Origin of the sequence: Nonomuraea sp. NEAU-A123 (assembly GCF_018603905.1) — a bacterium.
Lineage (GTDB): Bacteria > Actinomycetota > Actinomycetes > Streptosporangiales > Streptosporangiaceae > Nonomuraea.
In genome coordinates, this window is the sequence record NZ_JAHFZZ010000010.1 from 40,257 (window position 1) to 53,110 (window position 12,854).

Here is a 12,854-nt window from a genome sequence, read left to right on the forward strand (position 1 = left end):
CAATGCAAAAAGCCAGAGCAGCAGCGGTCCTGGCAGGGCTCGCGGTAGCGGTCGCCGCCTGCGGAAACGCACCGACGACCACGCAGCCCGCGGCGTCGGGTTCCGCGTCGGCCACCACCGCTGGCAAGACGCTCCAGGGCGTCAAGCTCGAGGTCGCCGCCAAGTGGACCGGCGAAGAGCAGAAGAACTTCGAGCAGGTGCTCAAGGCCTTCTCCGACAAGACCGGCGCCACGGTGACCTATGCCTCCACCGGTGAAGACACGGGCGCCTACCTCGGCCCGCGCATCCAGGGCGGCAGCCCGCCCGACGTGGCGATCCTGCCGCAGCCGGGCCTGGTGCAGCAGTACGCCAAGCAGAACGCGTTGAAGCCGCTCACCGATGAGGTCACCAAGGAGATCGACACCAACTACACGCCGTACTGGAAGGAGCTGGGCTCCGCCGACGGCAAGTCCTACGGTGTGCTGATCAAGGCCGCGCACAAGTCGCTGATCTGGTACCGCTCGCAGGCGTTCGACGACGCCGGCGTGCAGGCGCCGACGAACTGGGACGAACTGGTCAAGGCCTCCCAGACGATCGCCGACTCCGGCACCGCCCCGTTCTCCTTCTGTGGCGCCTCCGGCTGGACGCTCACCGACCTGTTCGAGAACGTCTACCTGTCCACCGCGGGCCCGGAGAACTACGACAAGCTCTCCAAGCACGAGATCCCGTGGACGGACCCCAGCGTGGCCACCGCCCTGGAGAAGATCGCGCAGATCGCGGGCAAGAAGGAGTTCGTCCTCGACGGCAGCTCCGGCGCGCTGCAGACCGACTTCCCGACCTGTGTGACCAAGGTGTTCGGCCAGAAGAAGGCGGCCATGGTCATCGAGGCCGACTTCGTGGCCACCCAGGCCACGCAGGACGGCGCCAAGGTGGGCGAGGAGGCGAAGTACTTCCCGTTCCCCAAGGCCGGTGACACCGCTCCGGTCGTGCTCGGCGGCGACGTGGCGGTCGCGATGAAGGACTCCCCCGGCGCCATGGCGCTGCTGCAGTTCCTGGCCTCCAAGGAGGGTGGCGAGATCTGGGCCAAGCTGCCCGGCTACCTCTCGCCCAACAAGAACGTCTCCCCCGACAACTACCCGGACCCGCTGACCAAGGCGCTCGGGCAGACGATCATCTCGGCCGGCGACGCCGTCCGGTATGACATGTCCGACCTCGCGCCCAGTGCCTTCGGCGGGACCGACGGCAAGGGCGAATGGAAGGTGCTGCAGGACTTCCTGCGCACCCCGACCGACGTCAAGGGCGCTCAGAGCAAGCTCGAAGACGAGGCCAAAAAGGCCTGGAAGTAAAGAGGTAAGGCCGTGACCGAACGGTTGGACGGCCCGCAGGCCCCGCTCGAGGACGACACCTCGGGCGGGTCCGCCTCCGGACCTGATGAAACCCCCCGAAAGCAACGCCTCATCGGCCCCTCGCCGACGGTCGCCCTCGTCTTCCTCCTCCCGGCGGCCGTGCTGCTGGGGATCTGGGTGGTCTACCCGATCGTCTACTCGATCTTCCGCAGCCTGTTCGACGCCGCCGGTAGCGGGTTCGTCGGCCTGGGCAACTACATGACGATCTTCACTGATCCGAGCATGCTCACCACGATCAGGAACAACCTGATCTGGGTGGTCGTCGCCCCGATCATCGTGACCACGCTGGGCCTGATCTTCGCGGTGCTCACCGAGCGCATCAAGTGGGCGACCGCGTTCAAGCTGATCGTGTTCATGCCGATGGCGGTCTCCCTCATGGCCGCAGGCGTCATTTTCCGGCTCGTGTACGACGAGGACCCGGACAAGGGCGTGGCCAACGCCGTACTGACCACCATCCACGACACCTTCTCCTCCTCGCAGGGCTACCCCGAGGCGCGCCCGCGCGAGGGCGACCAGTCTGCGGTCGCGGCGGACAAGGGCGCGGTCGTCACCAAGCAGCCCGTCCAGGTGGGCCAGCCGGTGCTGATCCCGATCGTCGGCATCAAGCCGCAGATCATGCCGAGCGACGCGCAACCCGCTAAGGCCGCGCCACCGGGCAACGACCTGTCCGGAACGGTGTGGTTCGACTTCACGGCGGGCGGCGGCGGCAAGAACGGCGCCGTCGACGCCAGCGAGAAGGGCCTGCCCGGTATGACCGTGGAAGCGGTCAAGGACGGCACGGTGGCGGGCACCGCCACGACGGCCGACGACGGCACCTTCCGCTTCGACGGGCTGCCCGCGGGCTCCTATGTCGTACGGCTGCCGCAGTCGAACTTCCAGGCCGCCTACCATGGCCTGACCTGGCTCGGCCCGACGCTCATCACACCCGCGATCATCGGCGCGTTCATCTGGGTGTGGGCCGGGTTCGCGATGGTGCTGATCGCCGCCGGGCTCGCGGCCATCCCGCGTGACTCGCTGGAGGCGGCCCGCATCGACGGCGCCACGGAGTGGCAGGTGTTCCGCCGGATCACCGTGCCGCTGCTGTCGCCGGTGCTGCTCGTCGTCTTCGTGACGATGATCATCAATACGCTGAAGGTCTTCGACCTGGTCTTCATCATCGCGCCGCCATCGGTCCAGCCACAGTCGAACGTGGTCGCGCTAGAGATGTGGCGGGTCTCGTTCGGCGGCGGGAACAACCAGGGGCTGGGCAGCGCGCTCGCGATCTTCCTGCTCATCCTGGTCCTTCCCTTCATGATCATGAATATCCGCCGGTTCAGGAGGGAGGACACGTGACGACGGCAACCGCCGCGGCGCCCGCAGAGGTGCACGCGGGAGCTCCCCGCCGGACCGTGATCACGCGGATCGTCGACCGTCTGGGCGGCGGCGCCGTCCAGGTCGCGTTGGTGCTGCTCGGCCTGTTCTGGCTGGTCCCGACGCTCGGCCTGATGGTCGTCTCGCTGCGCTCGGTGAAGGTCAACAGCGCCGAGGGCTGGTGGACCATCTTCACCAAGCCCGCCGAGCTGACCATCGAGAACTACCGTAACCTGCTGGCGAGCGGCTTCACCTCGTCGTTCTGGAACACCGTGTTCATCACGGTGCCCACCACGATCCTGGTGATCGGGATCGCCGCGATGGCCGCCTACGCGTTCGCGTGGATGGACTTCCCGGGCCGCGACCTGGGGTTCCTCATCGTGGTCGGGCTGCTCATCGTGCCGATCCAGATCGCGCTGATCCCGGTCGCCAGTTTCTACGGCGGCGTCGGCATCTTCGGCACGATCCCCGGCGTGGTGCTGTTCCACGTGGCGTTCGGGCTGCCGTTCGCGATCTTCCTGCTCCGGAACTTCTTCGTCGGCATCCCGGCGTCCCTGCTGGAGGCGGCTCGGATGGACGGGGCGTCGGAGGTGAAGATCTTCGTGCGGGTGGTGTTCCCGCTGGGCAAGCCGGCGATCGCGTCGCTCGGTATCTTCCAGTTCCTTTGGGTATGGAATGACATGCTCATCGCGCTGGTCTTCGCCAACCCGGAGAACCAGCCGATGACCAAGGCACTCCAGTCTCAGATGCGGCAGTTCGGGTCGAACGTGGACATCCTCTCCTCGGGCGCCTTCCTGTCGCTGATCATCCCGCTGGTCCTCTTCTTCGCCTTCCAGCGCTACTTCGTGCAGGGCATGATGGCCGGTTCGGTGAAGTAGACACACACAAGCCCACCCGATGCGGGGGCATGGGCGCCCGCCTGCCGAGGGAGGCAGGCGGGTGCCCGTAACGCTCCCTCTCACGGACCCGAAAATCAGGCATGAAGCTCCTCGCGCTGTCGGTCGCCACTTCCATCGTGCTCGGCGCCGCGCCCGGCGCGCCGGGGGCGGGCGATCCGTACTTCCCGCAACAGGGCAACGGTGGCTACGACGTCGGGCATTACGACCTGGCGCTGGGCTACGACCCGAGTCCCAACCAGTTGAGCGGCGTGGCGACGATCACCGCCCGGGCCACGCAGGAGCTGAGCCGCTTCGATCTGGATCTCGTCGACACTCTGGCCGTGCGGTCCGTCATGGTGAACGGCGCGGCGGCCGCGTTCAAGCGCAGCGGCCCCGAACTCGTCGTCACCCCGCCCGGCACGCTGGCCTCGGGGCGCCCCTTCTCGGTCGTGGTCCGGTACGACGGCAAGCCGGCATCCGTCCTCGATCCGGACGGCTCGCGCGACGGCTGGATCCGGACGGACGACGGGGTGTTCAACGCCAACGAGCCGCAGGGCGCGATGACCTGGTACCCCGGCAATCACCACATGACGGATAAGGCCACGTACCGCTTCACGGTGACCGTGCCGAGCACGCGGGTGGCGGTGGCCAACGGTGACCTGGTGTCGAGGACGTCCCAAGGCGGTCGTACGACGTACGTGTGGAACTCCAGGGAGCCGATGGCCAGCTACCTCGCCACCGTCACCATCGGAAAATTCCAACTTTTCGACACCAAGATCGGAAATTTCCGCGTAATCACCGCCGTGGACCCACGGGACGCGGCGAAAGCCGGGGACTTCGCCAAGCGCCACAAACCCATCCTTGACTACTTCAGCTCGCTCTTCGGCCCTTACCCGTTCTCCTCGACCGGCGGCATCATCGACCACGCGCCGGACGTCGGCTACTCCCTGGAGACGCAGACCCGCCCGATCTACCCCAAAGTGCCGAGCGAGCCGCTGCTCTCCCACGAGCTCGCCCACCAGTGGTTCGGCGACGCCGTGACGCCGACGCGGTGGAAGGACATCTGGCTCAACGAGGGCTTCGCCACCTACGCCGAATGGCTCTGGCAGGACAAGCTGGGCACCAAGAAGCTCCAGGACTCCTTCGACGAGGCCTACAGCCGTACCCCGGAGGACGAGTTCTGGCAGACGCCCACAGCCGACCCGGGCGGCCCGGCCAAACTCTTCGACGACCCCGTCTACGACCGCGGCGCGATGACCCTGCACGTCCTGCGGAGCACGGTCGGCGACGCGGCGTTCTTCACCATCCTCCGGACCTGGGTCAACGACCACAAGTACGGCAACGCGGACACGGCCGCCTTCATCTCCCTGGCCCAGCGGGTCTCGGGCCGGGATCTCGGCACGCTCTTCGACCTCTGGCTGTTCCAGCGGGGCAAGCCCACGCTGTGATCATTCTGGTACGGCGAGCGGCCGGATTCGGGCCGCAAGCCGTAGCAGACCTGGCTAAGCTCAACGGCCATGGCCAGTCGTCCCTTGAACGAAGTCGTCGAAGCCGGATGGGCCGGTGCCCTTGAGCCGGTCGCCGAGCGTGTCTCCCAGATGGGTGAGTTCCTCCGCAACGAGATCGCCGAAGGCCGGCAGTATCTCCCCGCGGGCGCCAACGTACTGCGCGCCTTCAACCAGCCCTTCGACGACGTCAAGGTGCTGATCGTAGGCCAGGACCCGTACCCCACACCCGGTCACCCCATCGGGCTGTCGTTCTCCGTCGCCCCCGACGTGCGGCCGCTGCCCGGCAGTCTGCTCAACATTTACAAGGAGATGGAGACCGACCTCGGGCTGCCGCGGCCGTCCAACGGCGACCTGACTCCCTGGGCCGACCAGGGCGTGCTGCTGCTCAACAGGGTCCTCACCGTCATGCCCGGCAAGCCCGCCTCCCACCGGGGCAAGGGCTGGGAAGAGGTCACCGAGCAGGCCATCCGCGCGCTGGTGGCCCGGGACAAGCCGATGGTCGCGATCCTGTGGGGCCGTGACGCGCGCAACCTGGCACCGATGCTCGGCAGCGTGCCGCGGATCGAGTCCGCGCACCCGTCGCCGCTGTCGGCACGCAACGGATTCTTCGGCTCCAGGCCGTTCAGCCGCGCCAACGAGCTCCTCGTCCAGCAAGGCGCCGGTCCGGTCGAGTGGAAGCTGCCCTAGCATCTTCGCCATGAGTGATAACGAAAAATTCCTGCGCCTGACGGTCGAGCTGACCGTCGAGGTGCTCGACGTGGATGCGCTTCAGGCCGCGGCGCTGGCCGAAATCCGGCACCCCGACGCCGAACTCACCGATGACGAGCGCGTCGAGCAGGCCGAGCTCGTCAAGTCGGACGACACCGGCGCGTCGGCCCTGCAGTGGCTGATCGAGCCCGACCACGTCCTCCAGCTCGTCGACCACATCGACGAGATCGAGCCTCGTGAGGCCGTGCTGGGCGTCGAGCCGTCCGACGGTCCCAGCGAGGAAGAGGAAGAGGACGACCACGAGCACGCTTGAGTCCAGTGCGGGCCGCGGCGTCGCTTTCCGGGCACCGTGGCCCGCACTGTGAGTTCCCAGTGCTCTGAGAGGACACTCACTTGATCGTCGCATTCTCGATCACGCCGCTGGGCGTCGGCGAAGGGGTCGCCGAGCCGGTCGCGCGCGCCGTCAAGGTGGTGCGGGAGAGCGGGCTGCCCAACCGGACGGACTCCATGTTCACCACCATCGAGGGTGAGTGGGATGAGGTCATGTCCGTGGTCAAGCGGGCTGTTGACGCGGTGGCCGAGGTGGCGCCCCGGGTCAGCCTGGTGCTGAAGGCCGATCTGCGGGCCGGGGTCTCTGACGGCATGACCAGCAAGATCGAGTCCCTCGAGCGCCACCTGTCCTGACCGCCGGTTTCCCGCCGACCCTGACTGGGGTTCCTAAAGGGTCGGCCTCTGACCGGCGCAGGGCGGGTCACCGTCGGCCCATGGTGGGTCATCCCCCGGCCGACGCGGGACGCACCGCCGCCGACCACGGCCCGAGACGGCCGCCGGACCTGCACGAGGCACGTCGCCGCCCGCGTCCGCTGCCCCCGAAAAACCGCCCCCGACCGACACGGGACACATCGCCCCCCAGGGCCGACGCCTCCGAAAAGACGGCCCCCGACCGGCAGGGGGCGCGTCGCGACGACCGAGCGCCCCAAGAGACGCCCGCCGACGACACGCAACCGCGGCCTTCGGAAAGACAGCCCCCAGACCAGCACGGGGCGCGTCGCTGCCGCCGACCACGACCGGGACCTCCTGAGAGGCGGTCGCTGATCCAGCGCGGGGTCGGCCGCTGTAACGGCGCCTACCGCTCAGCGGCGCGTGCACCTCCTGGCCCCGTGGATTGATCGTCTATCCCCCATTTCGAGATATGTCTTGACCCGTTCGCTAGACGCGACATATCGTGTTGCTCGACCAATAACGCGATATTACGCGTTCTCGGAGGTGGGTTGAGTGCACGAGCGAGTACCCGTTCTTGTCGTCGGCGGAGGCTACGCCGGGTTGAGCGCGGCGGCGCTGCTGGCGTGGCGTGAAGTGCCCGTCATGCTCGTCGAGCGGCACGCCAGTACGTCGGTCCAGCCCAAGGCGTTCGGGGTGGGGCCCAGAGCCGTCGAGTTACTGCGCCCGGTGCCCGGGATCGAGCAGTCGCTGCGTGACATCTGGCAGGGCATCGGTGACGGCATGCGCATCGCGATCGCGCCGAACCTGGCCGACCCGAACCCGCACATGATCATGACCAACGAGGGGGACGAGTTCGCCTTTCTCGCCGACGTCACACCCGCCGCGCAGGTGGGCGCCCCACAGTCGGAGGTGGAGCGGGTGCTGCGGGCCAAGGCCGAGGAGCTCGGCGCCGACCTGCGGTTCTCTACCGAGCTGATCTCGCTGGAGCAGGACGCCGAGGGTGTCACCGCGGTCATCCGCGCCGACGGCGTCGACAGCGTCGTACGGGCCGACTACGTGGTGGCCGCCGACGGCTTCCGCAGCCCGCTGCGCACCCAGTTGGGCATCCCCACCTCGGGGAAGGGCGAGCTGGGGTTGATGTGCTCGATCATGTTCGATGCCGACCTGACCGAGCTGGTACGGGAGCGCGAGGTCACGCTCTGGTACCTGCAGAATGAGGTCTTCACCGGCGTCATCGTGACCGGCACGGGCGTGGGCGCGCATGTGGTGGGCGTCAACTACGACCCCGCCAAGGGTGAGAGCGAGGCCGACTTCACCGAGGAACGCTGCGTCGAGCTGGTACGGGTGGCGATCGGCGTGCCCGACCTCGACGTACGGGTGCTCGACAAGACCACCTTCGCCATGGCGCACATCCTGGCCGACCGCTACCGCGACAGGCGGGTGTTCCTGGCCGGCGACGCGGCGCACACGATGCCGCCCACCGGCGGGCAGGGCGGGAGCACCGCGCTGCAGGACGGCTGCGACATCGCATGGCGGCTCTGGCTGGTGGCGACCGGGCAGGCCGGACCGGATTTCCTCGACAGCTACGATGCCGAACGGCGTCCCATCGGCACGCTGACGGCCGACGCCCAGCTCGCGAATCTCGGCGTCCGGATGCCTCCCGCGATGCGTACCGACTACCCGGAACCACTCGAAGACCCCATGAGCGCCATCATCGGATACCGCTACCACTCGACGGCGATCCTGGAGGAGCCCGGTGACGACGGGGCGCTCCTGGAGGATCCGCGCGTACCGACTGGGCGTCCGGGCAGCCGCGCCCCGCACGTGGCGCTCGACTGGGACGGCCAGCTGATCTCGACCATCGACCTGTTCGGATTCGGGTTCGTACTGATCGCCGGGCCTGAGGGGCGGGCCTGGATGGACGCGGGGCGGCTGGTCAAGGAGCGGCTGCGCATCCAGCTCACCCGCGTACTGGTGGACGAAGAGCTGATGGACGTCGACGGCTGCTGGGCGGAGAGGTACGGCGTGGGCAGGGGCGGCGCCGTACTGGTCCGCCCTGACGGCTACGTCGCCTGGCGCTCCCCGGACACCGACCCGGACCCCGCGACCACCCTCGAACGGGCCCTCAGGCAGATGCTCAACCGCTGACGGCGACTCAGAGGGCCCGCGACCACCCGTGTGCCATCCCACCTCAGCACGCTGACAGCGAGCCCGCGACCGCCTGTGTTACGTCCCACCTCTGCACGCTGGCGGCGCCCAGAAAAGGCGAGCCGCTGTCAAAGTGGCACCGGCAACCCGCCTCAGAAGAGGCGCAACTGCCCGGTTCGCTGGGCTCGGGCCTCTCCCAGCCGGAGCGCCCCGACCGCCGCGAGCAGTAAGACCCCGGACAGTACGGTCAGCCCGGCCAGCTCCCCGGCCAGGTCGCCGATGCCCTGCCCGTCGAGCAGCGCGCCGCGCACGACCGCCAGGCTGCCGGTGAGCGGGAGCACCGAGCCGATGGCCCGGATCCAGCCGGGCAGCGCGAACACCGGCAGCCGCACCCCGCTGGCGAACCACATCGGATCGTCCAGCAGCGTGTAGAGAAAGGCGGCGTCCCTGGAGAAGATCAGCACACTGTTCAGGAACGCCCCCCACGCGACCGCGGGCACCAGCATGGCCAGGAAGACCACCGCGTACATGGCCGGATGCGCCACGTTCACCACGTCCAGCAGCGTGAACATCGCCACCGCGAAACAGGCGAACAGCCAGGCGTTCTGCACCAGCGCGGCGAACCCGTTGGCGACGACCACGGCCAGCCGGTTCGCGGGTGACAGGAAGAGTAGTTCCAGCGTGCCGGTCTGGCGCTCGATGGAGAAGTGCCAGGCCGACTGCACCAGCGAGAAGAAGAACGTGAACCCCAGCGCCCCCGTGGCCAGGAAGGCGAGCAGCCGTTCCGGGTCGGCGGCGAGCGGCCAGCGCTCGGCGATGCCCGGCGTCGCGGCCAGCGGCCGGAGCGTGTAGTAGGTCTCGGCGAGCTTCAGCAACGGCCAGACCAGCATCGAGAACAGGACCAGCTTGCTGCCGAAGATCTGGCGGTGCTGCTTGAGCGCCTCGGCCCGCATGACCTTCGCCGCGTGCCTCACGTCATCACCTGCCACCGGCTCGTGCGGTTGCCGAGCGCGCAGGCCGTACAGCCCGTGCCGGTCTCTGTGCGGCACCACGACGGAGTCGAACCCACCTCCGACCGAGCCCACAACGGAGTGACACCCAGCCGCAGGCGGCACCACGTCGCGGTCACGCCCATCCCTGTACGACACGGCGACCAGGCCGTGCCCGTCCCCTCGTGCGGCCCCATCACGCGATCACCTCCAGCGAGCGGTCGCTCAGCGCGAGGATCGCGTCCTCAAGGGAGGGCTCCACGATCTCCAGCCCGCCGAGCGCGCCGCCCGACTCGATGATCGTCGTGGTCAGTGCCCCGGTCAGGTCGTCCGGATGGTTCAGCTCGACCACCCCGCCCGGTGCGAGCCGTACGCGGCTGTCGAAGGCCAGCGCGGCGGCCTCGATCTGGGGCGACAGGTTCGTGACCGTGATCCGGACCGTGCGATGGCAACCGGTCTGGGCCATCAGCTCGGCCGGCGAGCCCGCCGCGAGGTGGCGGCCGTCGCCGATCACGTACACGTGCTCGCAGAGCTGCTCGACCTCCGCCAGGTAGTGGCTGGTGAGGAGCACGCCCTTGCCCTGCTCGGCCAGCCCGGCCACGACCTTGCGCAGGTCACGGGCGATCGGCGCGTCGAGCCCCAGCGTGGGCTCGTCGAGCAGCAGGTAGTCGGGGTCGTTGATCAGGCCTCGCGCGATGGACAGCCGCTGGGTCATGCCGCGCGAGTACTGTTCGACACGCGTGCCGGCGGCATGTGTCAGCCCGACGAGTTCGAGCAGTTGGCCGATGCGCGGCTTGAGCACTTTGGTGGGGATGTCGTAGAGCTGGCCGAAGTACCAGAGATTCTCCCGGCCGGTCATGCGTGCGTAGACCATGCGCTCGCCGCCGGCGATCAGGTTGATCCTCTTCCGTACGGCATGTGGCTGCTTGACCGGGTCGAGGCCGCCCACGCTGACGGTGCCGGACGTCTGCCGGAGCAGCGTGGCCAGGATTTTGATGGTGGTGGTCTTGCCGGCGCCGTTCAGCCCGAGCAGCCCGGTGACGCGGCCGCTGGGGATCGACAGGTTCAAGCCGTCGACGGCCACCTTCGCCCCGAACTCCTTGCGCAGGTTCACGGTCTCGATCATCAATAACTCCGTTCCATGGCCCTGCGCTCCGCCCAGGGCATCGCGAGGAATCCGGCGGCGGTGTAGGCGAGGCCGAGGGCGACGGCTACGGCGAGGCGGCCTGGATCCAGCCCGGTGCCGCCGGTGAAGACGCCACGGATCACGTCCATGGCAGCCGTGACCGGCACTGCCTCGCCGAGCCACCGGAACGCCTCAGGGAGGTACTCCCTCGGAAAGGTGAACCCGGACAGCAAGGCAATCGCGTGGAACACACTGTTCTGGGCGATATGCGCCTCGCCAGCGACGATCATCACGTTGCTCAGCACGGCCGACATCCCGAACACCGCCAGAGCCAGCCCCGCCACGGCCAGCACCGCGTCCGCCGCCCCCGTCGGCGCCAGCCGTACCCCGAACAATGCCGCGCACCCGAACAACACGGCCACCTCGACCGCCACCGCGGTGAAGGCGAACGCCGAGAACCCCAGCAGGTACGGCAGGCGCCGCGCCGGAGCCACGATCAGCGCGCCCATCGTGCCCTCGCGCTGCTCCTGGATCATCGCCTTGCCGGTCCAGAGGATGCCGTGCACGACGAACATGTACGCGGCGGCGCCCACGGCGATGTATCCGAGATAGTCGCCGGTGCCCGCCTTCCCGCGGAACTCCGCAGATATCTCCCCACCCGCCACGGCCCGCAGCCCCAGATAGGCCAGCCCGATGGTGAAGACACCCAGCAACAGGGTGCCGATGAAGTACGACCACGGGTAGGCCCGCCTGGTCACCAACCACGACCGTCTCAGGGTCGCCCATGCCACGCTCATGAGTCTCCTTTGGGAACTGACTGAGTTTCTATCAGAGACTCACTTGGCGGTAAAGTCCTGATATGGCTAGAGAGCTGCGCTCGCAGGACGCCGAGTGCTCGATCGCCCAGGCGGCCGCCGTGGTGGGCGACTGGTGGAGCCTGCTCATCGTCCGCGAGGTGACGCGCGGCCACCGCCGGTTCGACGACCTGCTGGGCGAACTGGGCATTTCCCGCAAGGTGCTGACGGAACGGCTCAAGCACCTGGTGGAACACGGGGTGCTGGTACGGGAGCCGTATCAGAGCGGGCCGGTGCGGTACGAGTACGTCCTCACGGACGCGGGGTGGGCACTGGCACCCATGCTGATCACCATGCAGGACTGGGCTGACCGCTGGCTCCTCGGCGACGGCACCCTCACGGGGGCGGCGGCACCACGAAGCGCGGAAGCCGCCCGCGTCCACGCCCTGGTAGGCACTCGCGTCCCCGACCCTCTGAAGTTGCCCAGCACCAGCACCAGCAGCCGTCCCCTAGCCACCACCGACCGGCCCGGCACCGTCGACCATCTGCCCACCACCACAAACCAAACCGGCGCCGCCGTCCATCCACTGACCGCTCCCGGCCAGACCGCCAGCCGTCCACTGACCACCGTCGGTCGACCAGCGTCGGTGGGTGAGCGAACGCCGTTGCTCGATGTCGTGGCAGATGCGCGGGCGACGGTCCTGTTCGGCTATCCGTCGACGGGCATGCCCGCCCCACTACCGCCAGGCTGGAGTCAAGTCCCCGGAGCAGCGGGCTGCACGATCGAGAACCGCATCTTCCGCGACCGGCACGCCGAGTTCGCCGCCCGTGACATCGCCATTCACGGCGTGAGCACTCAGCGATCCGACGAGCAAGCCGCCTTCGCCGCCGCGGAAGACATCCCGTTTCCCCTGCTCTCGGACATGGACCTGCGGCTCGCGGCGGCCCTCCGCCTTCCCACGTTCCGCGCCGGTCAAGCCCTGCGGCTCAAGCGCCTGATCCTGGTCGTGGACCGCCTCCGCGTGATCCGCCACGTCATCTTCCCCGTACTGGACATCCCGGCCGCCATCACCGAGGCACTGACAGCCACCGAAGCCATTACCTGATCCCGCACACGCCCCTGGCGACCGTCGGTCCGGCGCGGGACGCCGAGCCGGATCATCGCCGGCTCCTCGTCACCAGAGCCGGCGATGACCGCTCTGGCATTCCGGCCGAACCTCCCGCCCCACGACCCCTCGCGAGCCG

The 12,854-nt window shown here is 68.5% G+C and carries 12 protein-coding genes; 9 read left to right on the forward strand and 3 right to left on the reverse strand.

The genetic code is table 11. The features are described from left to right. Window positions 1-2 precede the first annotated feature (2 nt). The 8 genes from KLK06_RS30235 to KLK06_RS30270 all read left to right on the forward strand — a co-directional run bounded on the left by KLK06_RS30235 (window position 3) and on the right by KLK06_RS30270 (window position 8,700). Complete coding sequence (locus KLK06_RS30235) at window positions 3-1,325, forward strand: ABC transporter substrate-binding protein (protein ID WP_214639060.1); 1,323 nt, start codon at window positions 3-5, stop codon at window positions 1,323-1,325. 12 nt (window positions 1,326-1,337) lie between these two features. Continuing rightward, a complete protein-coding gene (locus KLK06_RS30240) occupies window positions 1,338-2,717 on the forward strand; it encodes an ABC transporter permease subunit (protein WP_214639061.1) in 1,380 nt (459 codons plus the stop codon). Further along, window positions 2,714-3,613, forward strand: coding sequence for a carbohydrate ABC transporter permease (locus KLK06_RS30245; RefSeq protein ID WP_214639062.1), 900 nt, complete (start codon window positions 2,714-2,716; stop codon window positions 3,611-3,613). Before KLK06_RS30240 ends, KLK06_RS30245 begins: the two co-directional genes overlap by 4 nt. Before the next feature lie 101 nt (window positions 3,614-3,714). Next, the gene (locus KLK06_RS30250; RefSeq protein ID WP_214639063.1) at window positions 3,715-5,061 is read left to right on the forward strand and encodes a M1 family metallopeptidase; all 1,347 of its coding nucleotides are present in this window, start codon (window positions 3,715-3,717) and stop codon (window positions 5,059-5,061) included. A gap of 69 nt (window positions 5,062-5,130) precedes the next feature. Next, complete coding sequence (locus tag KLK06_RS30255) at window positions 5,131-5,808, forward strand: uracil-DNA glycosylase (RefSeq protein ID WP_214639064.1); 678 nt, start codon at window positions 5,131-5,133, stop codon at window positions 5,806-5,808. Between the two features lie 10 nt (window positions 5,809-5,818). Then, window positions 5,819-6,142 (forward strand): hypothetical protein, encoded by a 324-nt coding sequence (locus tag KLK06_RS30260; protein ID WP_214639065.1) that lies wholly within the window; start codon window positions 5,819-5,821, stop codon window positions 6,140-6,142. Between the two features lie 80 nt (window positions 6,143-6,222). Continuing rightward, window positions 6,223-6,513 carry an MTH1187 family thiamine-binding protein gene (locus tag KLK06_RS30265; RefSeq protein ID WP_214639066.1) on the forward strand — a complete coding sequence of 97 codons (291 nt, stop codon included), beginning with the start codon at window positions 6,223-6,225 and terminating at the stop codon, window positions 6,511-6,513. Between the two features lie 591 nt (window positions 6,514-7,104). Further along, window positions 7,105-8,700, forward strand: a complete 1,596-nt coding sequence (locus KLK06_RS30270; protein WP_214639067.1) for an FAD-dependent monooxygenase — start codon at window positions 7,105-7,107, stop codon at window positions 8,698-8,700. A gap of 152 nt (window positions 8,701-8,852) precedes the next feature. Here KLK06_RS30270 and KLK06_RS30275 read toward each other — a convergent pair whose 3' ends face one another. The 3 genes from KLK06_RS30275 to KLK06_RS30285 all read right to left on the reverse strand — a co-directional run bounded on the left by KLK06_RS30275 (window position 8,853) and on the right by KLK06_RS30285 (window position 11,612). Next, window positions 8,853-9,752, reverse strand: a complete 900-nt coding sequence (locus KLK06_RS30275; RefSeq protein ID WP_214639068.1) for an ABC transporter permease — start codon at window positions 9,750-9,752, stop codon at window positions 8,853-8,855. Between the two features lie 133 nt (window positions 9,753-9,885). Then, window positions 9,886-10,815, reverse strand: a complete 930-nt coding sequence (locus tag KLK06_RS30280) for an ABC transporter ATP-binding protein (RefSeq protein WP_214639069.1) — start codon at window positions 10,813-10,815, stop codon at window positions 9,886-9,888. After that, entirely contained in the window at window positions 10,815-11,612 is a 798-nt protein-coding gene (locus KLK06_RS30285; RefSeq protein WP_214639070.1) for an ABC transporter permease, read from the reverse strand. Before KLK06_RS30285 ends, KLK06_RS30280 begins: the two co-directional genes overlap by 1 nt. Window positions 11,613-11,674: 62 nt before the next feature. Here KLK06_RS30285 and KLK06_RS30290 point away from each other — a divergent pair, with 62 nt between their 5' ends. Then, window positions 11,675-12,715 carry a winged helix-turn-helix transcriptional regulator gene (locus KLK06_RS30290; RefSeq protein WP_214639071.1) on the forward strand — a complete coding sequence of 347 codons (1,041 nt, stop codon included), beginning with the start codon at window positions 11,675-11,677 and terminating at the stop codon, window positions 12,713-12,715. Window positions 12,716-12,854: the final 139 nt, after the last annotated feature.